Origin of the sequence: Acidovorax sp. ST3 (genome assembly GCF_003231145.1) — a bacterium.
GTDB lineage: Bacteria > Pseudomonadota > Gammaproteobacteria > Burkholderiales > Burkholderiaceae_C > Acidovorax.
The window spans coordinates 87,566-112,097 of the sequence record NZ_QKVP01000004.1 but is presented as its reverse complement, the minus strand read 5'-3'; the positions used below and the strand labels follow the sequence as shown (position 1 = coordinate 112,097).

Below are 24,532 nucleotides of genomic sequence, written 5' to 3'. Positions count from 1 at the left end.
AATGAAATCAAGCGGTTAGTGAAATCCTGAACCGCGGCCACATGAGTGGAGACACGCAGATGAATGCCTGAGCAGGCGCGTGTCATTTGGAATTGTAGCAAAAATCCGGTATTAATGCAACGACTCAAAAGAGGCGATTTGTATTGCTACTGATTAGCTAAATGTTAAGAATTGATTGCTGAATTTCAGAGGATTTGCACTGAGGCTGTGCATATCTCGACCCAAAAAGGTTAAAAAATTAAATGGAAAGTGAAGCGTGCAGATGGTTCATACTTAGAATGCCAACTTCTGGAACCGGGCCGGAAACTCCGCGCGTTGCGCCGCCCGGGCGATGGTGATGTGGCCGGTCTCCATCGGCTCGCGCAGGGCCTCCAGCGCAGCGCGGGGGAATTCGGGCAGTTCATCGAGGAAGAGCACGCCCTGGTGGGCCAGCGAGATCTCGCCCGGCCGGGGTGGCGAGCCACCGCCCACCAGCGCCACCGCGCTGGCCGTGTGGTGGGGCTGGCCCGTGGGGCGCACGCCAAAGGTCTCGGGCCTGAAGCGGCCCGCCAGGCTGGCAATGGCGGCGCTCTCCAGCGCCTCGTCCACCGTCATCGCCGGCAGCAGCCCGGCAAAACGCTGCGCCAGCATCGACTTGCCCGAGCCCGGTGGCCCGGCCATCAGCACGCTGTGGCCCCCGGCCGCTGCAATCTCCAGCGCCCGCTTGGCACCGGCCTGGCCCTTCACATCGGCCATGTCGGGCCCAGTGGTGCTGGCGGCGAGCGCGGTGGCCTGCAGGCGCGTCCAGCCGTCGTTGGCCACGTCGGCATCGCCGCCGGCCGTGCTGCCGGGTGGCAGGAACGCCCGTACCACGTCCAGCAGGTGGCGGGCGCGCACCACGCGTGCGGCGGGCACCAGGGCGGCTTCTTCGGCGCTGCCGGGGGGCAGCACCAGCTGGGCATCGATCTGCTGCGTCTGCAGCGCCAGGCTGGTGGCCAGTGCGCCGCGCACGGGGCGCAACTCGCCCGACAGCGACAGCTCGCCCGCAAACTCGTAACCCGCCAGGCGGCTGGCGTCCACCTGCCCGCTGGCGGCCAGGATGCCCAGGGCGATGGGCAGGTCGAAGCGGCCCGAGTCCTTGGGCAGATCGGCGGGGGCCAGGTTGACGGTAATGCGCTTATTGGTCGGAAATTCCAGCCCCGCGTTCTGCAGCGCCGAGCGCACGCGTTCGCGGGCTTCTTTCACCTCCACCTCGGCCAGCCCGACCAGGGTGAAGCTGGGCAAACCGTTGGCCAGATGCACTTCGACGGTGACTGCAGGCGCCTGCAGCCCCAGAAGGGCGCGGCTTTGCACCAAAGCAAGACTCATGAAGCGATTTCTCCCCAGATGGGTGCGTTTTGTAGGTTTTAGCGCGGCCTGCGGGGCGCCTGCACCAGTTGAGTGCGGCGCTCCGGGCGCGGTCACCGCCACTGTACTGGGGATTGTTGTAACGCAACGCAACCGTGCGGCGCCCTGTGCACCTTGGCGTGGCACGGTCCGTGCTTAAAGCGCTTGTCCCTACTTTGTCCAACCGGAGGAAACATGACCCGCGCCATCATCAAGACCCTGGGCGTTGCCCTTGTTGCAACCCTTCCCATGCTGGCCAGCGCCCAGCTCACCGCCAACGTCAGCCTGACCACGAACTACAAGTTCCGCGGCCAGGACCAGGACACTTCCAAGGTCAAGACCGTCAAGCCCGCACTGCAAGGCGGCTTTGACTACACCTTCGGCGAAACCGGCTTCTACGTGGGCAACTGGAACTCCAGCGTGGACTGGCTGTCCGGCAACTCGCTCGAATCCGACCTGTACGGCGGCTACAAGTTCAAGGCTGGCGGCGTGGACCTGGATGTGGGTCTGCTGACCTACATCTACCCCGGCAACAGCGCGGGCAACACCACCGAAGTCTATGGCGCTGCCACCTTCGGCCCCGTGACGGCCAAGTACTCGCACACCCTGTCCAAGGACTACTTTGCCTACGCCGGTCCTGGCATGAAGGGCCGCAACACCGGCTACCTGAACCTGGCGTTTGCCCAGGAAGTGGCCCCCAGCACCACGCTGAAGGCTTCGGTCGGCTTCACCCGCTTTGGCGGTGATATCACGGCCCCCAACTTCATGGATTACAGCCTGGGCGGTTCGTACGACTTCGGCGGCGGCGTGTCCCTCGGCGCTGCCGTGGTCGGCGCCACCAAGAAGGCCTTCTACGGCCCGGTCAACAAGTCGCGCGTGATCGTCACGCTCACCAAAACCCTGTAAGTCTCAATGGGCGCCGGTGGCGCCCATTCCGGAGGATCTGAAAATGAAAATGGTGACAGCCATCATCAAGCCCTTCAAGCTCGACGAAGTGCGCGAAGCGCTCTCCGACATCGGCGTGCAAGGCATCACGGTGACCGAAGTCAAAGGCTTTGGCCGCCAAAAGGGCCACACCGAGCTGTACCGCGGTGCAGAGTACGTGGTGGACTTTCTCCCCAAGGTCAAGATCGAGGCCGCTGTGGCCGACGACCTAGTGGACCGCGTGATCGAGTCCATCGAGACCGCAGCGCGCACCGGCAAGATCGGTGACGGCAAGATTTTCGTGACCCACCTGGAGCAGGTGGTGCGCATCCGCACTGGCGAAACCGGCAAGGAAGCCCTGTAAGGGCGAGGCCGCATCCCATCCAAGAAGAGAAACGCCATGAAAAAACTGCTTGCTTCCTTCATTCTGGGGCTCGGTCTGCTGACCATGGGCAACCTGTCCATGGCCCAGGCGCCTGCCGCCACCGAGCCCGCCGCCGCAGCCCCCGCGGCTGCCGCACCGTCCGCTGATGCTGCAGCGGCTCCTGCAGCTCCCGCAGCCGCTGCCGCGCCTGCCGCCGAGGCGGCCGCCACACCGGCAGCCCCTGCGGCCCCAGCGCCCAAGGTCGATTCCGGCGACACCGCCTGGATGCTGACCTCCACGCTGCTCGTGATCCTGATGACCATCCCTGGCCTGGCCCTGTTCTACGGCGGCCTGGGTCGCAGCAAGAACATGCTGTCGGTGCTGATGCAGGTCTTCGTGGTGTTCTCGCTGATCTCGCTGCTGTGGGCCATCTATGGCTACAGCCTGGCGTTCTCGGGCGAGGGCAAGTTCTTCGGCGGCTTCGACAAGATCTTCCTCAAGGGCGTGACCCAGGAGACCTTTGGCGCCCTGACCACGATTCCTGAGTACGTGTTCTTCGCGTTCCAGGGCACGTTTGCCGCCATCACCGTGGCGCTGATCGTGGGCTCGTTCGCCGAGCGCATCAAGTTCGCTGCCGTGCTGATCTTCTCGGTGCTGTGGTTCACCTTCAGCTACGTGCCCATGGCCCACATCGTGTGGGGCGGCGGTCTGCTGGGTGCTGACGGTGCTCTGGACTTTGCGGGTGGCACCGTGGTGCACATCAACGCCGGTATCGCTGGCCTGGTGGGCGCGTACATGGTGGGCAAGCGCATCGGCTTCGGCAAGGAAGCCATGACGCCCCACAGCCTGACACTGACCATGGTCGGCGCCTCGCTGCTGTGGGTGGGCTGGTTCGGCTTCAACGCTGGCTCTGCCGGTGCTGCCAACGCCAACGCTGGCCTGGCTTTTGTGAACACCGTGCTGGCCACTGCCGCCGCCACGCTGTCCTGGATCGCTGGTGAAGCGCTGCACAAGGGCAAGGCCTCGATGCTGGGCGCTGCCTCCGGTGCAGTGGCTGGCCTGGTGGCCGTGACCCCTGCTGCAGGCTTCGTGGGCCCCATGGGTTCCATCGTGATGGGCCTGATCGCTGGTGTGGTCTGCCTGTGGGGTGTGGGTGGCCTCAAGCGCATGCTGAACGTGGACGACGCGTTTGACGTGTTCGGCGTGCACGGCGTGGGCGGTATCCTGGGTGCCATCCTGACCGGTGTGTTCGCTTCGCAAAGCCTGGGTGGCACGGGCGGCCTGACGCCTGACACCTTCGCCATGGGCGCTCAAGTCTGGGTACAGGTCAAGAGCGTGCTGTTCACCATCGTCTGGTCCGGTGTGGTGGCTTTCATCGCCTACAAGATCGCCGACCTGCTCGTGGGCCTGCGTGTCTCGGAAGAAGCCGAACGCGAAGGTCTGGACATCACCTCGCACGGCGAAACAGCGTACAACCGCTGATCGCTCTGCGCCCCACGCGCTGCGGTGTCTGGTGGCACCGTGGCGTCGCAATAAGAACAAGCGAGTTACTCCTCTGGTTATTTCAGCCCGCCGACCACCGGCGGGCTTTTTTCGTACCCGGTGGGTGACGCGTGTGGGACTGGCGCGCCAGGGGGGCGAAGGCCCCTTGGCATCCGCCAGTCCTTTGCACACCCGCTGTTCAAAAAATTCACGCTCCTCCCCTGCCGTGTGGCCGACCGCTGCCGCTACGATGCACGGATGGACTTCTCCCTCGCCCCGATCACTGAGCGCGTGCGCGCTGCCGCCGCCGACCAGACCCCGTTGCGCATCCGTGGCGGGGGCACCAAGGACTTCCATGGCCTGGCGCTGCACGGCGAGGTGCTCGACACCCGGGTGCTGCGCGGCATCGTGAGCTACGAGCCCAGCGAGCTGGTCGTCACCGTGCGCGCTGGCACCCCGCTGGCTGAGCTGGAGGCCGTGCTGACCGAACAAGGCCAGTGCCTGCCCTTTGAACCCCCGCATTTCGCCAAGACCCCTGCAGACGCCGCCACCGTGGGCGGCATGGTGGCGGCCGGCCTGTCGGGCCCGGCCCGCGCCAGCGTGGGCGCCGTGCGGGATTACCTGCTGGGCGTGACCCTGCTCAATGGCAAGGCCGAGCTGCTGACCTTTGGCGGCCAGGTGATGAAGAACGTGGCGGGCTATGACGTTGCGCGCCTGATGGCCGGGGCCTGGGGCACGCTGGGCCTGCTGACGGAGGTGAGCCTCAAGGTGCTGCCCGTGGCGCCCGGCGAGGCCACGCTCCTGTTTGAGGGCATCAACCAGGCCGACGCTCTGCGCAAGCTGCACGCCTGGGGCGGCCAGCCGCTGCCCCTCAATGCCAGCTGCTGGGTGCAAGACGGTGGTGTGGGCACGCTCTATGTGCGCCTGCGCGGCGCCGTGGCGGCGGTGGAGGCCGCGTGCAAGACCATGGGCGGCACACGCATGGACAACGCCACCGTGGCCGCCGACTGGACCGCCTGCCGCGAGCAGACCCTGCCGTGGTTCACCGACCGGGCCACGCGCCCCGACCATGCCCTGTGGCGCCTGTCCGTCCCCGCCACCGCGCCGGTGCTGGCTTTGCCCGCCGGTGCGCAGCCGCTGGTGGAATGGCACGGGGCGCTGCGCTGGGTGCAGGCCCCCGAGTCGGCAGGCGACGCCCTGCGCGAAGCCGCCCGTGCAGTGGGTGGCAGTGCTTCTGTTTTTATAGCTGCTGAGGCAAATAAAACCGGCGCTAGCGGCGCTTTTGACCTGCAATCCAAGGCGCTGGAGCAAATCCACTCCCGCCTCAAGCACAGCTTCGACCCCGCAGGCATCTTCAACCCCGGCCGCATGGCGCGGGCCTGGTAGGCAGGGCGACACAGCCATCCATCCTTGCCATCCAAGCTTCCTTGCCCATGCGACGCCTTTTTCACCTCACCGGACACCACCGCACGGTTGCGAGCAACCAAGTGCTGGGCCTGCTGCTGGCGTTTAACGCCGGGGCGGTGAACGCGGGCGGCTTTCTGGTGGTGCACCTCTACACCTCGCACATGACGGGTTTCCTGTCGTCGCTGGCCGACAACCTGGTGCTGGGGCAGATGAAGCTGGTGCTGGGCGCCGTGGGCGCGCTGTGGGCCTTCATGTCGGGGGCGGGCACCACGGCCATCATGGTCAACTGGGCGCGCCAGCGCAAGCTGCGCAGCACCTACGCGCTGCCGCTGCTGCTGGAGTCCGTGCTCATGCTGCTGTTTGGCCTGGTGGGCGCCATCACCCTCAGCTGGCCCACGCCGTTTGCGGTGCCCCTCACGGTGCTGCTGCTGTCCTTCATCATGGGGCTGCAAAACGCCACCGTGACCAAGATGTCCTCGTCCCAGATCCGCACCACCCACATGACCGGCGTGGTGACCGACCTGGGCATCGAGATGGGCAAGGCGCTCTACTGGAACCGTACCGGCACCGCGCCCGAGTCGCAGGTGCGCGCCAACCAGGCGCGGCTGCGGCTGTTTGCCGGGCTGGTGGGCATGTTTCTGGTGGGCGGCATTGCGGGTGCGGCGGGCTTCAAGCATGTGGGCTTTGTGTTTGTGGTGCCGCTGGCGCTGGTGCTGCTGGCCCTGTCGCTGCCTCCGCTGTGGGCCGACCGCGCCCGGCTGCGCCAGCCCTGGCGCAAGGCGCTGGCGCTGCAGACGCCGCACGATCCGCCGCTGGACCCACCGACAGCGCGCTGAACCGGCCCCCCTCTTTTTGTTCCTTCGCCCAGGTATGCCCCATGCAAACCCAGCTCTCCCCTGAATACCGCGCCCGCGCCGATGGCCTGGAGGCCGAATCCATCCTGCGCAAGTGTGTGCACTGCGGCTTTTGCACCGCCACCTGCCCCACCTACCAGCTGTTGGGCGACGAGCTGGACGGCCCGCGCGGCCGCATCTACCTCATCAAGCAAGTGCTTGAAGGCGCCGAGCCCACGCGCAAGACCCAGATGCACCTGGACCGGTGTCTCACCTGCCGCAACTGCGAAAGCACCTGCCCCAGCGGCGTGCAGTATGGCCACTTGGTGGACATCGGCCGCAAGATCGTCGATGAAAAAGTGCCCCGCCCCGTGGGCGAAAAAGCCCTGCGCTGGGCGCTGAAAGAGGGCTTGCCCTCGCCCCTGTTCGCCCCCGCCATGAAGGCCGGGCAAATGGTGCGTGGCCTGCTGCCCGAGTCGCTCAAGGCCAAGGTGCCCGCACCGCAGGACGCTGGCGTCTGGCCCACGCGTGAACATGCGCGCAAGGTGCTCATGCTGGCGGGCTGCGTGCAACCGGCCATGATGCCCAACATCAACACGGCCACCGCCCGCGTGCTCGACGCCGTGGGCATCCAGACCGTGATCGCACCCAAGGCGGGTTGCTGCGGCGCCGTCAAGTTCCACCTCAACGACCAGGCCGGCGGCATGGCCGAGATGCGCGCCAACATCGACGCCTGGTGGCCCCTGGTCGAAGCGGGTGGGGTTGAGGCCATCGTCATGAACGCCTCGGGCTGCGGCGTCACCGTCAAGGAATACGGCCACATCCTGAAGGACGACCCACAGTACGCAGCCAAGGCCGAACGCATCAGCGCCCTCACTCGCGACCTGTCCGAGTTGCTGCCTGCCCTGCTGCCCGAGCTGGCCACCAAGCTGCAGGGCCGCGTGAACCAGCCGGACACCTTGTACGCCTACCACCCCCCTTGCACCCTTCAGCACGGGCAAAAACTGCGCGGCGGGGTCGAGGCACACCTGAACCAGCTGGGCTTCAAGCTGCGCACCGCGCGCAACGATGCCCACCTGTGCTGCGGCTCGGCCGGAACGTATTCGGTGCTCAACCCCGACCTGTCGTACCAGCTGCGCGACCGCAAGCTCGGCGTGCTCGGCGAAGCCTTCGGCAACCAGCCGCCCGACATGATCCTGTCTGCCAACATCGGCTGCATCACCCACCTGCAAAGTGGCACGGGAACGCCCGTGCGGCACTGGGTGGAGGTGCTGGACGAGGCGCTATTGGGGCCGTGACCTCGCAGCCTCGCGGTTGGCTGTGTGACCAGCCGCTACCATGGCGCCCCAAACAGCTTAGAAAGGGGAGGCCATGCGCTTCGAGGGGACGCTCACTCGGTGGAACGACGACCGGGGTTTTGGCTTCATCACGCCCATCCCGGCAGGCCAGGATGTGTTCGTGCACATCTCGGCATTTGCGCGCGACGGCCTGCGGCCGCAGCTGAATGAAACGCTGAGTTTTGAAATCTCCCTGAACCAAGACGGCAAGAAGCAGGCGGTTCGAGTGCGCCGAGACCGGCCCGCTGCCGCTTCGCCCACTGCGGCCCCGTCCCGGGCGCGCCGCGACATCGGCCGCGAACCCTCTGAGCCCCGGGGGCTGCCCATGCGCATCGTTGTCTTTGTGGTGGCCTGCGCGCTGTTGGCGGCGGCCTACTGGCATTTTGACCGGCGTACGCAGCGGGCTGCAGCGGTCCGTGCTGAAGCGGCGGCGCAGGCGCTGGAGACACCGCAGCAGCACGCCCCCGCTGCTCCGACGCAAGCATTCGCCACCTCGTATCGCTGTGACGGTCGCCAACACTGCTCACAGATGACATCGTGCTCCGAAGCCAAGTTCTTCCTGCAGAACTGCCCTGGGACCAAGATGGACGGGAACGGCGACGGGGTTCCGTGCGAGCAGCAGTGGTGCACCCATCCACTGGCAAAGTAGCGTGTCCCCAGGGCTGTTTGGCGCCCGCAACGCCAACACTGGCATGATCGAGGGTTTTGTCGCCCTCGATTTGCCCCCGAACCGCATTGCCATGACCGACTCCGCGTCCACACAAGAACAACCCCACGCAGCCCCTGCCAGCGCCCCGACCGCACCGGTGGTGGCCGAGGCTGCCGTTGCCGTGGCAACCCCCGAGTCCCCGGCAGCGCCTGCTGCCGAAGCCGGTGCGCCCCAGCCGCAGCGCAAGGGCGGGTCCCGCCGTGGTGGCCGCAACCGCCGCAAGCCCGAGGGGCGCCAGGCGCCCGAAGGGACCGCCGAAGGCAGCCCCCAAGCCGCCGCACTCGGTGCGGCTTCGCGCGCCCCCCAGCGCGTGCACCCTTCGCTGGAGCAGCTCGCAGCGCTGTACCCCCACCTGTTTGGCGCGGTGTTCCGCCCGCTCAAGCGCGGCATCTTCCAGGACATCCTGGCCGCCCACCCTGAGCTGTTCGAGCGCGAGGCGCTCAAGGTGGCGCTAGGCCTGCACACCCGCTCCACCCGCTATCTGCAAAGCGTGGCGGCGGGTGACAAGCGGCACGACCTGCAGGGGCACCCCGTGGAAGACATGGCCCCCGAGCATGTGCACCATGCGCTGCTGGAGGTGTACCGCCGCAAGAAGGCACGCGCCACCGAAGACCTGCTGCCCAAGCTGCGCAACCGCATGATGGCCGCGTTTGAGGCCTCGGGCCTCACGCGCGAGGCCTACACCGGGCTGGTGTTGAGCCGCGACGATGCCGCCAACGCCATCCTGGAAGAGGCCTTTGCCGAATGGTCGGCCCGCAACGCCAAGGACGAAGCCCTGCTGCGTGCCTTTGAGGCCAGCGGCCAGACGCTGGAGGCCTTTGCCGACATGTACGGAATGGTGCCCCGCACCGTGGGTCAGCAGCTGGAACGCGCCCGCCGGCGGGCGGCTGCTGCAGCGGCTTCGGCTGCGGCCGCTGTGCAGGCGGACAGCGCCTCTACCGCAGCCTGACCGGCTGTGCCCTGTGGGGGCTGCGCAATGCTCCCCAGGCCTTCTCTCGCCACCACCCCCTGGCGCTGCTTCCGTCACCTTGTCGTGAGTCCTGACATGGATCTGAAGCGCGCCCTTGTCTGCGCCAGCGTGTGTCACGTTCCGTGACAGCGCTGCCGACAGGCTACTGACACCATGTTGTCAGCAGCCGGGCTGCAACATGCCGGGCCCAACACAGAGAGAGGAGCTCGACCATGACAACCACCCCCACCCGCACTGCGGTGGCTGCGTTCCACGTTGTAGGACTGACGGTGCGCACCTGCAACCGCGACGAGATGGACCCCGCCACCGCCCGCATCGGCGCCCTGTGGGACCGCTTTTTCAGCCAAAGCTGGGAGCGCACCCTGCCCGGCCGTGGCGAAGAGGGCCGCATCTTCGGCGTCTACAGCGGCTACGAATCTGACGAACACGGCGCCTTTGACGTCACCGCCGGCGTGGCCGTGCCGCCACCCGTTGCCCCGGTGCCGGGGGCCGTGCAGATCGCGGTGCAGGCGGGCGACTATCTGGTGTTCCACGGCCACGGCACAATGCCGCAGATGGTGATCGATGCCTGGGGCGAGGTATGGCGCTACTTTGCGGCCCACCCGCAGGTGCCCCGGCGATTTGGCACCGATTTCGAGCTGTACGAAGGCCCGGACCGCGTAGCCATCCATATCGGCATCGCCCCCGGTGCGCCGCGCGCATGACCTCACCGAACCAGGAGCCTCACCCATGAACACATCTGCCGCTGCCCTGACGTTCTACACCCATCCCATGTCCCGAGGCCGCACCGCGCGCTGGATGCTGGAAGAGTGTGGTGTGCCCTACGACACCGTGCTGCTCGAATACGGCACCACCATGAAGGCCCCCGACTACCTGGCCATCAACCCCATGGGCAAGGTGCCTGCACTGCGGCACGGGCAGGCGGTGGTCACCGAGGTGGCGGCCATCTGCGCCTATCTGGCCGACCTGTTCCCCGACAAATCGCTGGCCCCGGCTGTGGGCACGCCTGCACGCGCTGCGTACTACCGCTGGTTGTTCTTTTGCGCCGGCCCTCTGGAAAGCGCCGCCACCGCCAAGGCGCTGAACCTGCTGGCACCCGCCGAACGCGCGGCCATGGTGGGCTACGGCAGTTACGCCGATGTGATGAATACCCTGGAGCAAGCCGTGAGCCAGGGGCCGTACCTCTGCGGCGACCATTTCACCGCAGTGGACCTATATGTGGGCGCGCACCTGATCTGGGGCATGCAGTTCGGCACCATCGAACGTCGCCCGGCGTTCGAGCGGTATGCGCAGCCGTTCATGCAGCGCCCCGCATTCGTGTGCGCATCCCAGATCGACGACGCACTGGTGCAGCAGAGCAAAGGCCATGGCTGAGTTTTGCGACCTGATACGGCCCAAGCGGTCGGCGGCAGTTCGCCCCCGGGGCTACGTTCATGCGTCGCGCTGACCGCCTGTTCCAGATCGTCCAGCTCATCCGGGGGCGGCGCCTGTCCACCGCCGCCTTCCTGGCCGAGCGGCTCGAAGTCTCGGCCCGCACCATCTACCGCGACGTGGCGGACCTCCAGCACCAGGGCGTGCCCATTGAGGGCGAAGCCGGTGTGGGCTACCGCCTGGGCGCGGGCTTTGACCTGCCGCCGCTGATGTTCAGCCAGGGCGAAGCCAATGCCCTGGTGGCGGCGGCCCGCCTGGCCCAGGCCTGGCTGGACGCCGGCCTGGCCCGCGAGGTGGAGATGGCGCTGGGCAAGATCCTGTCCGTGCTGCCCCCGGCGGCGCGTGTCGCGGCCGAGGCGCAGGCGCTGTACGCGCCCTCGGTGGGGCTCGACCCCCGCGTGCAGTCCCACCTGCAGGCGCTGCGCGAGGCAGTGCACAGCCGCCACATGGTGCAGATCGACTACGCCGACGTGCACGGCCGCCCCAGTCTGCGCCGCCTGCGGCCGCTGGGCTGCTTTTACTGGGGCAAGGTCTGGACGCTGTCGGCCTGGTGCGAGCTGCGCAACGACTTTCGCGGCTTTCGCATCGACCGCATCGTGGGTCTGGTGGTGCTGGAGGAGCAGTTCCGCCAGGAGCCCGGCAAGACCCTGGCCGACCTGCTGCGCAAGGTGGAGGCCGAGATGGCCGAGGGCCCACCCGAATGGGGGGGCGCGAAAACGCCGGGGCTCAATGCCTGAGCCCGTCGCGGTACCGGCGGCTACACGGCACGCTGCTCCCATCCTTCATCACCAAACGCGCGTCGCCGCTGTCCAGCGGTTCGATGACGGCAATGGCATCCAGGTTGACGGCGTAGCTGCGGTGCACGCGCACAAAACGCGCAGGGTCCAACTGCGTGAGGAAGTCGGTGAGCGTGGAGCGCAGCAGGTAGTCGTGCCCGTTCACATGCAGCCCCACATAGTTGGCTTGGGCCTGCAGCCAGGCGATATCGCCCGCAGCGATCAGGAACTCGCGGCGCAGCTTGCGCACCAGGAAGCGCTCGGGGCGCTGCGCGGGCGGTGATGGGGGGCCGAGCGGATCGTCCGGCGCGGTGGCATCCGGGGCCGGGGCGTGTTCCTGGAGTGCAGGCGGGGAGGGGGGCTCGGGCGCATCCAGCACGCGGGCCTCGCCCTGTAGGCGCAGCAGCAAAAAGCGGTAACTCACCAGCGCACACACAGTGAGTGTGTAACTGCGCACATCCTTCAGGTATTCGTACCCCCACTGCGCCCACCAGCCGGGCGGCTGGTAGTGCTCGCCCAGCGCTGCATAGCCCGCGTAGCGCAGCGCCCACATGCCTGCCAGGTGCATGGTGCAATACGCCGCGCTGGCCAGCACATGCCAAGGCAGGTGCCGCCGCAGCGTGCCCCAGCGCAGCACAAAGCGCTGCTCGAAAGTCACCACGGCCGGGATCAGCGCCGCCACCACCAGCGCGCTCGTCAGCTCCCACAGCAGGGGCTCCCACGCGGCCACGGCCTGCCCAGCGCTGCGCAGTTCGATCCGGGTCACCACGGTGTTGAAGGCCGCCTGCACCAGCAGCACCACGGCCCAAAAACAGACCTCAGCACGGCGCCGCAGGGCGCGGTCGTGGGGGTAGCGGTCGATCCAGGCGGGCGCGGCGGGGGCGGTCATGGGGGCAAGTGTAGGCAGGGCTGGGCTGCTGTGGCTCCGGGACGGCTGCGATTCGTCCCGGCCGCCCACCGCTGGTCCCAAAGGCCCCCCAACTCGTCCCCTGGTCGTGGTGGGCGCAGGGGCGGGGCCGCAGCATCAGCCCCTGTGTTCCTTTTGCATTTGTGATGCCATGCCTATGTCCTCCTGTGCCTCCACCCCCGTCCGCCGCCATGACATCGACGCGCTGCGGGCGCTGGCCTTTGCCCTGGTCATCCTGTACCACGTGGCCATGTACTACGTGGTCGACTGGCACTGGCACCTCAAAAGCCCGCACGCTGCGGAATGGCTGCAGGCGCCCATGCGGGCACTCAATCTCTGGCGCATGGACCTGGTATTCCTGATCTCTGGCCTCGCCTTCGGGTTTGTGCGGCGGGGGCAGTCGGTGGCGGGGCTGGTGCGACTGCGCAGCCTGCGCCTGCTGGTGCCGCTGGCCTTTGGCATGGCGGTCATCGTGCCCTACCAGCCGTACGCGCAGGGCGTGGCCAAAGGGCTCATCGCACCGGGCTTCGGTGCGTTCCTGCTGCGCTACTACAGCGGCAGCACCTGGCCGCCGGGCGCATTTGACGGATGGCATGCGGGCGTCACCTGGAACCACCTGTGGTACCTGGCCTACCTGTGGGTCTACACCGTGGTGCTGGCCGTGCTGCTGCCCCTGGCCGAAGCTACGGCCGGGCAGCGTGTGCGCCGGGCGTTCACCGGTCTGCGGGGCGTGGCGCTGATCGGGGTGCCCGTGCTGCCGCTGGCGCTGTATTCGGTGCTGTTGTGGCCGCATTTCCCGCCCACGCACGATTTGATCCACGATGCCTGGCTGCACGCGGTGTACTTCACGGTGTTCGTCTACGGCTACTGGATCGGGCTGGATGCCGGTCTATGGGCGGAATTCGTGCGCCTGCGCTGGCGCGCCTTCGTTTTGGCGGTGGTGCTGCTGGTTTGTTACCTGGGGCTGCTGGGAGCGGCGCAGCAACACGGTTTGCGCGCTGCGCGTCTGCCCCTGCGCGTGCTGGCAGACGGCTACCTGTGGACGACGCTGCTGGCCATCCTGGGCTGGGCGCATCACCGCCTCAACCGGCCCTGGCCCTGGCTGCGCTGGGCCAACGAGTCGGTCTACCCCTGGTACCTGCTGCACCAGACGGCCATCATCGTGCTGGCGGTGTGGCTGGCGCCAGCGCAACTGGGGCCGGTGGCAGAGCCACTGGCCCTGGTGGCTGGGACGGTGGTGCTGTGCTGGGCGCTGACGGCGGTGGTGTGGCGCGTACGGTGGTTGCGGCCGCTGTTCGGTTTGCCGGGTGTGAGAGGGCCGTCTGCGCCCCGTGCGGGAGTCGCCCTGCGGGCACAGGCCCAGCCCCCGATGGGCTGACACAATCCTGGCATGACCGTTCGTGCTCCGGTATCCCTGTTGCCGCTTCTGCGGCCCGCCACCGACGCGGACTGCACGCCCCTGGCCCGCGTCTGGCGCCGGGCCTGGTGCTCCGCCAATCCTTCCGTGGCGTTGGTGGCCCCGCTCGCCCATTGGGAGGCGCGGGTCCGCGCGGAGTTCGGCCCGCCGTGTGTAACGCTGGTGCGTGCCGAAGGCCCCGAGGTCACGGCGTTCCTGGTGCTGGACCCTGCCCAGGCCCATGTGCACCAGCTGTTTGTGGACCCCGACTGGCAGGGCCAGGGCGTGGGGGCCGAACTGCTGCAACAGGCGCATCGCCTGTGCCCGGGTGGCTGGACCTTGCATGTGGCAACCGCCAACAGCGGTGCGAGGCGCTTTTATGCCCGCCACGGCCTGGTGGAAGGGCTGGTGGACGCCCATCCGGTGACGGGCCGAGAGCGGGTGTCCTGCCGGTGGCTGCCTACCCTGGCGGCTGCCGCAGACTGAACAGGTCAGTGATTCAGGCGGCCAACGCCGCCTCAATATCCCCCGCCAGCTTCTTCGGCGTATCCTGCGGCGCATAGCGGCGGATCACCTGGCCGTCCTTGCCGACCAGGAACTTGGTGAAGTTCCACTTGATGGCCTTGCTGCCCAGCAGGCCCGGGGCCTCTGCGGTAAGCCACTGGTACAGGGGTGAGGCGTTGGCGCCGTTCACGTCGATCTTGGCCATCATGGGAAAGCTCACGCCGTAGTTGAGCTGGCAGAAGCTGGCGATCTCGTCGTTGCTGCCGGGGTCCTGGGCGCCAAACTGGTTGCAGGGGAAGCCCAGCACCACCAGGCCCTTGTCGGCATATTCCTTGTGCAGCTCTTCGAGCCCGCCGAATTGGGGCGTGAAGCCGCAGGCGCTGGCGGTGTTCACAATGAGCAGCACTTTGTCCTTGTACTGCGACAGGGGCACGGCCTTGCCGTTCATTTGTTGGGCGTCAAAGTCGTAGATGCTGGTGGGCATGCGGGTTCTCCGGGTGGGGATGACGGGCCATCGTAGCCACAGCTGCAGATGCCTGTGCGCCTGCGGGTCAATCCATCAATGAGGGCCCGCAGCACCCGGCCGGCGGAATTGCAGTGCGGCCAGCAGCGATGCCAGCAGGATCAGCGCCCCGCCCAGCACGGTGCGCGTGTTCAGCGTGGCCGCACCCAGCAGTGCCGATGACACGCTGGCGAACATCACCTCCGACAACATCACCAGCGCCGTGGTGCCTGCCGCGAGCCGCGCAGCGCCAAACTGCAACGCCCAGTTGCCCAGCATCAGCACCCCGGCCAGCAGCAGGCCGGTAACGATCCAGGTGGCGTTGGCGGCAGGGAAGGGCTCCACCACACCCACTTGCAGGCCGATGCAGGCCACCGCCAGGGCCATGAGCATGCAGCCGCCAAACATCGCAAACATGCGCGCGGGCCCCGGCACGGTGTGCAGGCGGCGCAGTGTGACGTTGGTGAGTGCAAACATGAACCCGCCCAGCAGCGCCAGAGCGTCGGCCAGCGACAGGTTCTGCAGCAGGCGCGATGCCGGTGCGCCCTCGGGCAGCAGCACCAGCACCACGCCCGCGAAGGCCAGCGCCAGGCGCAGCAGTGCCGCAGGGGTAGGGCGCTCGCCCAGGATGCGCCAGGCCAGCAGCACGGCCCAGGCGGGCATCAGATAGAACAGCAGGATCACGCGCACCACATCGCCAATGGTCACGGCCCAGTTGAAGGCCACGTTGTTCAGCCCCGAGGCCAGCGCCAGCAGCCACAGCTGCGGATGCGCTCGCACCTGCTGCAGGATGCCGGGGCGCCAGGCCAGCAGGGCCAGCAACACCACCGCATACATGCAGGCCGTGGCCCATAAGGGGTGCAGCCCCGCCTGGTGCATGTGCTGGAACGGCCACCACGCCAGGCCCCAGACAAAGGCGTTGAACAGCAGGGCGGCGAAAGGGAGTGGAGAGTGCATTGAAGGCAGAAACAGGCGGTAGCGCTAGTGGAATATGCGCTGATAGCTATAAATTATGTAGCAAATGGTTCGATGCTGCACAGCCAGTTAAAACTGGCACGCTTCAAGGCCCGTGCCCCCGTGGAACTGGCTTTGCCAGGCCACTGGGTGCGTCCCCCTCCCGCGCAGCGAGAGAGGGGGAAGACGCGCAGCGGCTCAGGGGGAGCCTTCCATAGCTCCAGGCTACCGGGTGCGTCCCCCTCGGGGGAAGCGGCGCAGCCGCTCAGGGGGGCTTCTCAGTGATGCGTATCGTGCCGCGCGATGTCCAGCAGGTGGTTCACCTCGTCGCGGTGGTTCACGCAGTTGCGCTGGTGCCAGCGGCGGATGACCCACATGATGCCCGCCACCACCAGCCCGAAGGTGGTGATGGCGCCGAACACCGACAGGCCCAGCTTGAGCGACAGGCTGTAGAACGCCCCCAGCCCCAGGATGCACGCCTGCTCGTTGAAGTTCTGCACGGCAATCGAGCGGCCCGCGCCCATCAGGTTGTGGCCCCGGTGCTGCAGCAGCGCATTCATGGGCACCACCAGGTAACCGCCCAGGCCGCCCAGCACGATGAGGAAGGGGATGGCCAGCCAGATGTTGCTGATGAACACCATCAGGATCAGCAGCAGCCCCATCGCAATGCCCAGCGGGATCACGCGGGTGGCCATGTCCAGGCGCATGCGCATCGATGCCACCACGGCACCCACAGCGGTGCCAATGGCTACCACACCCGTGAGGGCCGAGGCCTGCGTGGTGTTGTAGCCCAGGGCCACGGCCGCCCAGGCCAGTACGATGAACTTCAGATTGCCACCGGCGCCCCAGAACAGGGTGGTGGTGGCCAGCGAGATCTGGCCCAGCTTGTCGCGCCACAGGCGGCTGTTGCAGGCCCAGAAGTCGGGCAGCAGGTTGAGGGTGTTGGCCAGCACGCTGCGCGAGGGGTCGGCGCGCAGGGGGCGCATCTCGACGCCCGTGTGCGGGATGCGGGTGTTGAACCACGCGGCCAGGGCATACACGGCGATCAGCGCGGCAATGGCGGCCTCGGCGGGGGTGTCCACACCGGTGTCGATCAGCGGAAAGTCAAAGCCCAGCAGCAGGCCCGACAACTGCTGCCCCACCAGCTGGCCGCCAAACAGCACGCCCAGGATGATCGATGCAATCGTCAGGCCCTCGATCCAACCGTTGGCCTTCACGAGTTGCGACGCGGGCAGCAGCTCGGTCAGGATGCCGTACTTGGCGGGCGAGTAGGCTGCAGCCCCCAGGCCGACGACGGCGTAGGCGATCAGCGGGTGGGAGCCGAACAGCATCATCAGGCAGCCCGCCACCTTGATGGCGTTGCTGACGAACATGACCTTGCCCTTGGGCAGCGCATCGGCAAAGGCGCCGACGAAGGGGGCCAGCACCACATAGAACAATGCGAACATGGGCACCAGGGCCGCGCGCTGCCACTCGGGGGCGCCTCCGGTGCGCAGGAGTTCCACAGCGGCTACGAAGAGTGCGTTGTCGGCCAGCGAGCTGAAAAACTGCGCCGACATGATGGTGTAAAAACCGCGCTTCATCGAATGGCTGGTGAGAGCATCAGTTGGGCTGATGCCCTGGTAAATGTGAGGAATCGTAGCGAGGGACAGGCGGTTATATCACGCGGATAAACGGCCACAGTGCCAGAATCCGGCGCTGGTCCCCAGGTAAATCCCTCGCTTCATCAGGTCTGTCCCATGCCCCGTCCCATTGCTGCCACCATCCACACCACGGCCCTGCACCACAACCTGGAGCGCGTGCGCCGGTCGGTGCCCGACGCCAAGGTCTGGGCGGTGGTCAAGGCCAATGCCTACGGCCATGGCATCGAGCGGGTGTACGAAGGCCTGCGCGGCGCCGACGGCTTTGCCCTGCTGGACCTGGCCGAGGCCGAGCGCGTACGCCACCTGGGCTGGCGCGGGCCCATCCTGCTGCTCGAAGGCGTGTTCGAGCCGCGCGACCTGGAGCTGTGCTCGCGCCTGGGCCTTTGGCATGCGGTGCATTGTGACGAGCAGATCGATATGCTGGCCGCCCACAAGACGCAGGTGCCGCACCGGGTGTTCCTCAAGATGAACTCGGGCATGAACCGCCTGGGCTTCACGCCCGAGCGCTACCGCGCCGCGTGGGCCCGGCTCAATGCGCTGCCGCAGGTGGACGAGATTTCGTTCATGACCCACTTCAGCGACGCCGACGGCCCGCGCGGCATCGCGCACCAGATGGCGGCCTTCAACGCCGCCGCGCAGGACTTGCCCGGCGAGCGCAGCCTGAGCAACAGTGCCGCCACACTGCGCCACGCGCAGGATGCGGGCGTGCGTGCCGACTGGGTGCGCGCGGGCATCGTGGTGTACGGCAGCGCGCCCGACTTCCCCGAGCACAACGCCAGCCACTGGGGGCTGCAACCCACCATGACCCTGTCCACCCGACTCATCGCCACGCAGCAGCTGCAGGCGGGCGACACCGTGGGCTATGGCTCGCGCTTCACGGCCGACGGCCCGCTCACCATCGGCATCGCCGCCTGTGGCTACGCCGATGGCTACCCGCGCCACTGCGACACCGGCACACCGGTGCTGGTGAATGGCGTGCGCACGCGCCTGGTGGGGCGGGTGAGCATGGACATGGTGACCGTGGACCTCACGCCCCTGCAGCAGGCGGGTGTGGATGTGGGCTTTGGCAGCGAGGTCACGCTGTGGGGCCGCGCCAGCAATGGCGTGGTGTTGTCCATCGACGAGGTGGCGCAGGCCGCAGGCACCGTGGGCTATGAACTGATGTGCGCCCTGGCGCAGCGCGTTCCGGTGGCGGTGGACGGCGGGGCCTGACGTCCGCCCTCCCTCTCTGTCTGCCCCGGCGGTTCGCGCAGAAGTTCACGCAGTGGGCATAGGCTGCGCGCGGGGTGGCCGCAAACTGGTGTGAAATGGCGCCGTCTGTTTGCCACTATGCGCAGCGCGCTATTTTCATGGCCACATCCCGCAGCAATTCCTCCGGTTCCAAGAAGAAAAGCAGTTCCACCTGGCGCTCGGTGCGCATGCCGCACCACGGCGCGGTGGCGCGCACCCTGCAGCAGCGCTACAGCCTGCGCTGGCATGGGTTGCTGATCGGCAGCTTCACGCTGCTGCTGATGTGGGCCACCTCGCACCTGCAGATGGTGCTGGGCGTGGATTCGTTGGCACTGCGGTACCTAGTCACGCTGTCGGTGGGCTACGTCGGCTATCTGCTGGTGCTGCGCGCGTGGGCGGCGTGGCTGGTGCGTCGGGACGGGTCGCCGGGCGACGGCAGCAGTGTGGAATTGCCCGACATCTCCTGGCCCAGTGGCAATGGCCCCTCGGGGGGCGGCCAGGTACCCCTGCCGCGCACGGGCGGGGGCGACTTTGGCGGCGGTGGCGCATCGGGGGACTTTGGCGGCGGGTGGACGCAAGGCCTGTCCAGCGGCGGCTCCAGCAGCGACACCAGCGTGCTGGGCGACATTGCCGGGGGCGCGGCCGATGCGCTGGGCAGCGCCGACGAGGGCGCGGTGGTGGTCGTGCCCGTGGTGGCCATCTTTCTCATTGGCGCGGCGCTGATCCTGGGCGCGGGCTCGCTCGCCATGCTGTTCTTTGGCTGGGATGTGCTGCTCACGGTGGCGGTGGAGATTGCCTTCTCAGTGGCCACGGCCCGCGCTGCTGTGGGGGTGGAGCGCGAGGGCTGGCTCAGCGCCGCCGTGCGGCTGACCTGGAAGCCGCTGCTCGGCGCGCTGGTCTGCGCCGTGCTGCTGGGCGCCACCATCGACCATTTCCTGCCCCATGTGCATTCGCTGCCCGAGGCGTTGCGGGTGTTGCGTCAAGACTGACATTGCCCTGCTTTGGCAAGCTGGGGTGCGCATTCAATCATTGCGGCAACCCCACAGCGTCTGCCTTCAATGACCAGTACGTCGCCTTCCTAAGGCGGCGGCCCCCTCCACTGGGCAAATGTGGGGGCTGAACTGGGTGCCTTCAGCGCGCCGTCACCTTAAAGCCTTGCACCAAACCGCTCGTGTATCGAACAAACAGTTTGTCGCCCTCAAACCACCAGTTGCTACCGGCAGGGCCCGCGGCTGCAGCAAGCAGGGCTAGGTCGGGCGTCAGGCTGTAGCGTTGGCCTGCCACCACCAGCTCAGTTTGCTGGTCCAGTCCCGTGCGTAGCGCGACATTGGTGCCGAGTACAGAATGAAGCAGGTTGGTAAAGCCTTGATGGTCGGCCACATCGCCCTGTAGCGCTTGGCTTATGCCTCTGGCGTCTGAGAACACTAGGCCAGTTGTGCTCAGAAAGGCAAATCCCGGTGCGTTGCCCGTTCGGCCCATGGGCACCCACTGTGGCCGCACCTGAAAGACGGTGTCGCCTAGCGTGATGCGCAAGGCGCCATTGGGTTGCATCACAGTCGTGGCGCCGAGCGCCGTGAGGGTCTGACCCATCGCAGGCAGTGCTTCCAACGCTGGTCCGAACCGGGTCACCAGTCCGGCGGTGGCTACTTCGATGCTGCCGTCGTCGGCCACCGTGACGCCATCTGGGCGGCCAGGATCCACTCTCACTTCCAGAGGCGTGACTGGCAAGGTCACACCGCCCAGCGTCCAAAGGATGTCGCCGTTGGCAGTCTGGGGCGTACTGACAATTCCAACCGAAGACAGGGCCGTGTTGATCAAAGTTTCCAGCGCAGTCGTCCCGCCGGTCCTCGCTGCAACTCCAGCCAGCCGCACAAAGCCCACATTGGCGTTGATGCCAGCCGGCAGGTCTGTTCGAGGTACCGGGTCACCCAGGCCCGAGCCACTCACCGTGCCCAGTCGCACATTGAGCGCCCTGCCGGTGTCATCGAGGTGAGCCATTTCACCGCTGTAGACCGTGACCGCCCCGTTGCCGCTGGCCAGGGGCGGCAGCGAAATGCGACCATCCCCCACAAACACAGTCCACGATTGAGGCGTACCCACCACAGAAGAAGGAGTGGTCGACAGCGTGACCGTAACCGGACCATCGCCAAGCGTCGTCAGCGGCAGGTTCCCGGTAGGGGTAGACAGCAGAGCCACGATCGTGCCCTGACCTACTGTGCCGCTCAGCGTCACCTGGGAGTCGCCTGAGGTCGAGGGATTGAGAACCAGTGCAACCTGTGGTTGGCCATTGGCGCCGATGAGTGTCACAACACTCAGCACCGTGGCAGCACTCTGCTGCGGCTGGATGCTGAAGGTCTGGCCACCAATCACCACGCTTACCGTAGCGGTAGAACCACCGTTGCCACCGGCTGGAGGCAGTGTGATCGTAGAGCCGCCTGATTGTGGAGTGAGCGTGATCGTGCTACCCGGCGAGGCCGTCACCTGTACGTTGCCGCCCACGGTAACCGGTAAGCCTGGTGTCACAGTCACGCTGCCCTGTGTCACCGTATTGGGAGGCGGCAAGCCACCACCACCGCTGGGGGCTTGAGCTGTGTAGACCAGGGCCGTCGTGCCGCTCTCGTTGTCTGCACTGTCGATGGTCTTGAGCGTGAGGTGGTGCGCGGCGAAGCTCAGGCCACCTAAGGTGATCGAGAAGTTACCGCCCGTGGCCGTTGCGCTGCCTAGCAGGGTCGCGGCTTCGTAGACTTCCACGCGGTTGCCGGCCTCAGCCGTGCCGGTGATCGTCAGTGAAGATCCCTCGCCGGATGCGTTGTTGGCTGGGGAGGTGACCACTGGTGCTGCTGGAGCGGATATGTCATATTTCACGCCCGTAATCGACAAGGTGACGGCGGCGTTGCCAGCCGCATCGGCGGCGTCAAACGCTAAGGTGTACACGGCTCCATCCACCAGTCCCAGCGGTGTCATGCAGCCATTAGCGTCAGTGGTCAGTGCCACCGCGCTAGCGCCTGCATTGAGGGCAGTGCCTTGCAAGGTGCAGGTATGGGGGGACGCGCCGTCGGCAGTGCCGCCCGTCTGGGTAGCGGTGATGCGGGCGCTGGCCACAGGCTCGCTGAGCGTGAAGCCCAGGGTACTGCCGAGCTTGATGGCGCTACCACTGGCAGGGGTCAGGGCACTGAAAACGGGAGCGGTGTTATCCCGCGCCAGGTCCAGGGCCAGCACGGCGCTGATATTGCCTGCTGCATCGCGCAGGTCGATATTGAAGACTTGGTGCTGACCGTTGCCAATGCTGCTTGTGTTGAGCGCAATGCTGACCTTGCCCGTCCCGTCAATGACCAGACCAGTGTTGGCACCATTGACCCAGACTTGGGCACCGGGTTCACCGAGCACTACCACCGTGGTGCTGGTGGTGCTGCCCACGGCGTAGGTCGGCGTGGTGGTTAGCGTTGGAGCGACGGGCACGCCAGTGTCCACCGAGAAGCTGGTGCTGACGGTGGCGGATACGTTGCCCGCCTTGTCGCGCACAAAGCCGTACAGCGTCTTGGGTCCATCGCTGGCGAAGGAGAAGCTGGCAGGTTGCGCACCCCAGGTGCAGCTGCCCACGGCGTTGGTTTCCTGCAGGCAGTAGCCATCGGTGGCGATGCCCGAACCCGTGTCTGTCCCGTTGAAGGCAGTGCCGATAGGGACGTTACGCGCCGTGCTGTAGGCCGGCAGATTGAGCTGGGCCGTGGGCGCGGTGGTGTCGTAGGTGATGTCGGTGACTTGTACCGTAGCGGCGGTGTTGCCGGCGGCATCAGCGGCATCAAAGGCCAAGGTATATGCCGCGCCATCGACGAGGTGGAGTGCAGCTGCGCAGCCGTTGGCGTCGGCGGTCAACGCCACCTGACGCGCCCCGGCTGGGGCGGCCAGTGCCGTGCCCTGCAGGGTGCAGGTATGGGGTGAGCCAGCGTCTGCCGTGCCGCCAGTGCGCGTGGCCGTGATACGGGCTGTGGTGACAGCTTCACTCAGTGTGAAGCCTAACTTGCTGTCGGCCTTGAGTGACCCATTGGCGATCGGTGTAATGGCACTGAATGCTGGGGCGGTGCCATCGCGCGTGAGTTCTACGCTCAGCGCTGCACTGGTATTGCCGGCTGCGTCGCTCAGCGCGATGTTGAAGGTCTGGCGCTGCCCTTCGGCAATGCCACTGGTGTTCAGAGTGATGGTGGTCTTGCCGCTGGCGCCCACGGTCAGTCCCGTGTCTACACCGTTCACGAAGATCTTCGCACCAACCTCGCCCTGTACTTCCACCTGCGTGGAATTGCCGGTGGCCCAGGCGGGCGTGGTGGTTAGCGTTGGAGCGACGGGCACGCCAGTGTCCACCGAGAAGCTGGTGCTGACGGTGGCGGATACGTTGCCCGCCTTGTCGCGCACAAAGCCGTACAGCGTCTTGGGTCCATCGCTGGCGAAGGAGAAGCTGGCAGGTTGCGCACCCCAGGTGCAGCTGCCCACGGCGTTGGTTTCCTGCAGGCAGTAGCCATCGGTGGCGATGCCCGAACCCGTGTCTGTCCCGTTGAAGGCAGTGCCGATAGGGACGTTACGCGCCGTGCTGTAGGCCGGCAGATTGAGCTGGGCCGTGGGCGCGGTGGTGTCGTAGGTGATGTCGGTGACTTGTACCGTAGCGGCGGTGTTGCCGGCGGCATCAGCGGCATCAAAGGCCAAGGTATATGCCGCGCCATCGACGAGGTGGAGTGCAGCTGCGCAGCCGTTGGCGTCGGCGGTCAACGCCACCTGACGCGCCCCGGCTGGGGCGGCCAGTGCCGTGCCCTGCAGGGTGCAGGTATGGGGTGAGCCAGCGTCTGCCGTGCCGCCAGTGCGCGTGGCCGTGATACGGGCTGTGGTGACAGCTTCACTCAGTGTGAAGCCTAACTTGCTGTCGGCCTTTAGTGCACCGCCCGAGGCCGGGGACAGCGCGCTGAATACGGGTGGTAGGGTGTCGTAGGTGACGCCCGTGGTCGTGGTGGTGGTGGACACATTGCCCGCCACATCTGTCGCGACGAAAGTCAGCGTGTAGACGGCACCTTCCACCAGTGCTGTGTTGGCACTGCAGCCATTGTTGCCTGCAGCAAGTGCAATACTGTGAGCGCCCGCCAGTAGAGCGCTGCCTTGCAAGTTGCAGGTATGGGTCGTGGGGTCCACCGTGCCGCCGGTACGGCTGAAACTGATGCTGGCGCTGGTCACGTTCTCGCTGAGCTGGTAATCCAGCATGCTGGAGCCCTTCAGGTAGCCTGAGTTGGCTGGTTGCAGGTCTGACCAGGCGGGCTTGACGGTGTCGCGCGTGACGCTCAGAGTGCTGCTGGTCAACACCGTGGTGCCGGCCCGGGTCTCGATGGCGAAACTCTTGGCGCCGTCGGGCCCGGGCGTGTTCACGGTCGTGAGCAGCGTGCCGTTGGCATCGAGCGTGCCGACATTTGTTCCGTTCACCCAAACCGTTGCGTTGGCCGGGCCGGTCACCTTGATCTGGGCCGTGTCTTGGTTCGTGTAGCCATTCACCACCTGGACAACGCCCGTCGAGAAACCGCTGGCGTGGTTGCTGTCGCCCGAGTAGTCGGCTGCAATGGTATGCACACCCAGCAGCAGGCTGCTGGTGGAGCAGCCTGCATCGCCTTGCCCGGTCAAGGTCAGGGGAGCACATCCTGCGATGGCTTGCAGGCCGGAGCGCAGGCGCACCGTGCCCGTGGCGGGATAGTAGGGGCCGCGCACCTGCACCGCCAGCGCTGCAGCGCTTCCCACCATGACCGGCGTGGTGGGTTGCACGTTGACCA

General features: G+C 66.8%; 19 protein-coding genes and 2 pseudogenes. 15 read left to right on the top strand and 6 right to left on the bottom strand.

What is annotated here, in order from left to right; all coding sequences use genetic code 11:
* Positions 1-279 precede the first annotated feature (279 nt).
* A pseudogene (locus DNK89_RS13225) lies at positions 280-1,347 on the bottom strand (YifB family Mg chelatase-like AAA ATPase); the annotation flags it as partial.
* A 213-nt stretch (positions 1,348-1,560) separates the two neighbouring features.
* Between DNK89_RS13225 and DNK89_RS13220 the strand changes: the two are divergent.
* The 11 genes from DNK89_RS13220 (at position 1,561) to DNK89_RS13170 (ending at position 11,559) form a co-directional block, all read left to right on the top strand.
* The gene (locus DNK89_RS13220; RefSeq protein ID WP_015012093.1) at positions 1,561-2,271 is read left to right on the top strand and encodes a TorF family putative porin; all 711 of its coding nucleotides are present in this window, start codon (positions 1,561-1,563) and stop codon (positions 2,269-2,271) included.
* Positions 2,272-2,314: 43 nt separating this feature from the next.
* Entirely contained in the window at positions 2,315-2,653 is a 339-nt protein-coding gene (gene glnK, locus DNK89_RS13215; RefSeq protein ID WP_015012094.1) for a P-II family nitrogen regulator, read from the top strand.
* A 36-nt stretch (positions 2,654-2,689) separates the two neighbouring features.
* Positions 2,690-4,135, top strand: a complete 1,446-nt coding sequence (locus DNK89_RS13210) for an ammonium transporter (protein WP_110960486.1) — start codon at positions 2,690-2,692, stop codon at positions 4,133-4,135.
* Between the two features lie 258 nt (positions 4,136-4,393).
* A complete protein-coding gene (gene glcE / locus DNK89_RS13205) occupies positions 4,394-5,521 on the top strand; it encodes a glycolate oxidase subunit GlcE (protein ID WP_110960912.1) in 1,128 nt (375 codons plus the stop codon).
* 47 nt (positions 5,522-5,568) lie between these two features.
* Positions 5,569-6,378, top strand: a complete 810-nt coding sequence (locus tag DNK89_RS13200; RefSeq protein WP_110960485.1) for a YoaK family protein — start codon at positions 5,569-5,571, stop codon at positions 6,376-6,378.
* Between the two features lie 41 nt (positions 6,379-6,419).
* Positions 6,420-7,673 (top strand): glycolate oxidase subunit GlcF, encoded by a 1,254-nt coding sequence (glcF, locus tag DNK89_RS13195; RefSeq protein ID WP_110960484.1) that lies wholly within the window; start codon positions 6,420-6,422, stop codon positions 7,671-7,673.
* Positions 7,674-7,746: 73 nt separating this feature from the next.
* Positions 7,747-8,361, top strand: a complete 615-nt coding sequence (locus DNK89_RS13190; protein WP_110960483.1) for a cold shock domain-containing protein — start codon at positions 7,747-7,749, stop codon at positions 8,359-8,361.
* A 91-nt stretch (positions 8,362-8,452) separates the two neighbouring features.
* Positions 8,453-9,370, top strand: a complete 918-nt coding sequence (locus tag DNK89_RS13185) for a ProQ/FINO family protein (protein ID WP_153064286.1) — start codon at positions 8,453-8,455, stop codon at positions 9,368-9,370.
* A gap of 233 nt (positions 9,371-9,603) precedes the next feature.
* Entirely contained in the window at positions 9,604-10,095 is a 492-nt protein-coding gene (locus tag DNK89_RS13180) for a GyrI-like domain-containing protein (protein WP_110960482.1), read from the top strand.
* Positions 10,096-10,120: 25 nt separating this feature from the next.
* The gene (locus DNK89_RS13175) at positions 10,121-10,765 is read left to right on the top strand and encodes a glutathione S-transferase family protein (protein WP_110960481.1); all 645 of its coding nucleotides are present in this window, start codon (positions 10,121-10,123) and stop codon (positions 10,763-10,765) included.
* 59 nt (positions 10,766-10,824) lie between these two features.
* Positions 10,825-11,559 (top strand): YafY family protein, encoded by a 735-nt coding sequence (locus tag DNK89_RS13170; RefSeq protein ID WP_043565913.1) that lies wholly within the window; start codon positions 10,825-10,827, stop codon positions 11,557-11,559.
* Here the strand turns inward: DNK89_RS13170 and DNK89_RS13165 are convergent.
* Positions 11,549-12,487: a LytTR family DNA-binding domain-containing protein gene (locus DNK89_RS13165; RefSeq protein ID WP_110960480.1), complete on the bottom strand. Its 939-nt coding sequence runs from the start codon at positions 12,485-12,487 to the stop codon at positions 11,549-11,551. The two genes, DNK89_RS13170 and DNK89_RS13165, sit on opposite strands and share 11 nt — an antisense overlap.
* Positions 12,488-12,662: 175 nt before the next feature.
* Here DNK89_RS13165 and DNK89_RS13160 point away from each other — a divergent pair, with 175 nt between their 5' ends.
* Together DNK89_RS13160 and DNK89_RS13155 are read left to right on the top strand one after the other, a co-directional pair.
* Complete coding sequence (locus tag DNK89_RS13160) at positions 12,663-13,883, top strand: acyltransferase (RefSeq protein WP_110960479.1); 1,221 nt, start codon at positions 12,663-12,665, stop codon at positions 13,881-13,883.
* 12 nt (positions 13,884-13,895) lie between these two features.
* The gene (locus tag DNK89_RS13155) at positions 13,896-14,387 is read left to right on the top strand and encodes a GNAT family N-acetyltransferase (RefSeq protein ID WP_110960478.1); all 492 of its coding nucleotides are present in this window, start codon (positions 13,896-13,898) and stop codon (positions 14,385-14,387) included.
* Positions 14,388-14,400: 13 nt separating this feature from the next.
* Here DNK89_RS13155 and DNK89_RS13150 read toward each other — a convergent pair whose 3' ends face one another.
* The 3 genes from DNK89_RS13150 to lplT form a co-directional block, all read right to left on the bottom strand.
* Positions 14,401-14,889: a glutathione peroxidase gene (locus DNK89_RS13150; protein WP_110960477.1), complete on the bottom strand. Its 489-nt coding sequence runs from the start codon at positions 14,887-14,889 to the stop codon at positions 14,401-14,403.
* Positions 14,890-14,964: 75 nt separating this feature from the next.
* Positions 14,965-15,864, bottom strand: a complete 900-nt coding sequence (locus tag DNK89_RS13145; protein ID WP_110960476.1) for a DMT family transporter — start codon at positions 15,862-15,864, stop codon at positions 14,965-14,967.
* Between the two features lie 275 nt (positions 15,865-16,139).
* Positions 16,140-17,444, bottom strand: coding sequence for a lysophospholipid transporter LplT (gene lplT, locus DNK89_RS13140; protein ID WP_060985777.1), 1,305 nt, complete (start codon positions 17,442-17,444; stop codon positions 16,140-16,142).
* 156 nt (positions 17,445-17,600) lie between these two features.
* Between lplT and alr the strand changes: the two genes are divergently transcribed.
* Both alr and DNK89_RS13130 read left to right on the top strand, forming a co-directional pair.
* Positions 17,601-18,716, top strand: a complete 1,116-nt coding sequence (alr, locus tag DNK89_RS13135; protein WP_110960475.1) for an alanine racemase — start codon at positions 17,601-17,603, stop codon at positions 18,714-18,716.
* Between the two features lie 137 nt (positions 18,717-18,853).
* The gene (locus tag DNK89_RS13130) at positions 18,854-19,723 is read left to right on the top strand and encodes a hypothetical protein (protein ID WP_110960474.1); all 870 of its coding nucleotides are present in this window, start codon (positions 18,854-18,856) and stop codon (positions 19,721-19,723) included.
* A 1,618-nt stretch (positions 19,724-21,341) separates the two neighbouring features.
* On the opposite strand, the pseudogene DNK89_RS25030 reads toward DNK89_RS13130, so the two are convergent.
* Positions 21,342-24,503, bottom strand: a pseudogene (locus DNK89_RS25030) (Ig-like domain repeat protein); the annotation flags it as partial.
* Between the last annotated feature and the right edge of the window lie 29 nt (positions 24,504-24,532).

Excerpts from the sequence above, each read along its gene's own strand:
- DNK89_RS13220 (WP_015012093.1), top strand. The coding sequence starts at position 1,561 with ATGACCCGCGCCATCATCAAGACCCTGGGCGTTGCCCTTGTTGCAACC.
- glnK (WP_015012094.1), top strand. The coding sequence starts at position 2,315 with ATGAAAATGGTGACAGCCATCATCAAGCCCTTCAAGCTCGACGAAGTG.
- DNK89_RS13210 (WP_110960486.1), top strand. The coding sequence starts at position 2,690 with ATGAAAAAACTGCTTGCTTCCTTCATTCTGGGGCTCGGTCTGCTGACC.
- glcE (WP_110960912.1), top strand. The coding sequence starts at position 4,394 with ATGGACTTCTCCCTCGCCCCGATCACTGAGCGCGTGCGCGCTGCCGCC.
- DNK89_RS13200 (WP_110960485.1), top strand. The coding sequence starts at position 5,569 with ATGCGACGCCTTTTTCACCTCACCGGACACCACCGCACGGTTGCGAGC.
- glcF (WP_110960484.1), top strand. The coding sequence starts at position 6,420 with ATGCAAACCCAGCTCTCCCCTGAATACCGCGCCCGCGCCGATGGCCTG.
- DNK89_RS13190 (WP_110960483.1), top strand. The coding sequence starts at position 7,747 with ATGCGCTTCGAGGGGACGCTCACTCGGTGGAACGACGACCGGGGTTTT.
- DNK89_RS13185 (WP_153064286.1), top strand. The coding sequence starts at position 8,453 with ATGACCGACTCCGCGTCCACACAAGAACAACCCCACGCAGCCCCTGCC.
- DNK89_RS13180 (WP_110960482.1), top strand. The coding sequence starts at position 9,604 with ATGACAACCACCCCCACCCGCACTGCGGTGGCTGCGTTCCACGTTGTA.
- DNK89_RS13175 (WP_110960481.1), top strand. The coding sequence starts at position 10,121 with ATGAACACATCTGCCGCTGCCCTGACGTTCTACACCCATCCCATGTCC.
- DNK89_RS13170 (WP_043565913.1), top strand. The coding sequence starts at position 10,825 with ATGCGTCGCGCTGACCGCCTGTTCCAGATCGTCCAGCTCATCCGGGGG.
- DNK89_RS13165 (WP_110960480.1), bottom strand. The coding sequence starts at position 12,487 with ATGACCGCCCCCGCCGCGCCCGCCTGGATCGACCGCTACCCCCACGAC.
- DNK89_RS13160 (WP_110960479.1), top strand. The coding sequence starts at position 12,663 with ATGTCCTCCTGTGCCTCCACCCCCGTCCGCCGCCATGACATCGACGCG.
- DNK89_RS13155 (WP_110960478.1), top strand. The coding sequence starts at position 13,896 with ATGACCGTTCGTGCTCCGGTATCCCTGTTGCCGCTTCTGCGGCCCGCC.
- DNK89_RS13150 (WP_110960477.1), bottom strand. The coding sequence starts at position 14,889 with ATGCCCACCAGCATCTACGACTTTGACGCCCAACAAATGAACGGCAAG.
- DNK89_RS13145 (WP_110960476.1), bottom strand. The coding sequence starts at position 15,864 with ATGCACTCTCCACTCCCTTTCGCCGCCCTGCTGTTCAACGCCTTTGTC.
- lplT (WP_060985777.1), bottom strand. The coding sequence starts at position 17,444 with ATGAAGCGCGGTTTTTACACCATCATGTCGGCGCAGTTTTTCAGCTCG.
- alr (WP_110960475.1), top strand. The coding sequence starts at position 17,601 with ATGCCCCGTCCCATTGCTGCCACCATCCACACCACGGCCCTGCACCAC.
- DNK89_RS13130 (WP_110960474.1), top strand. The coding sequence starts at position 18,854 with ATGGCCACATCCCGCAGCAATTCCTCCGGTTCCAAGAAGAAAAGCAGT.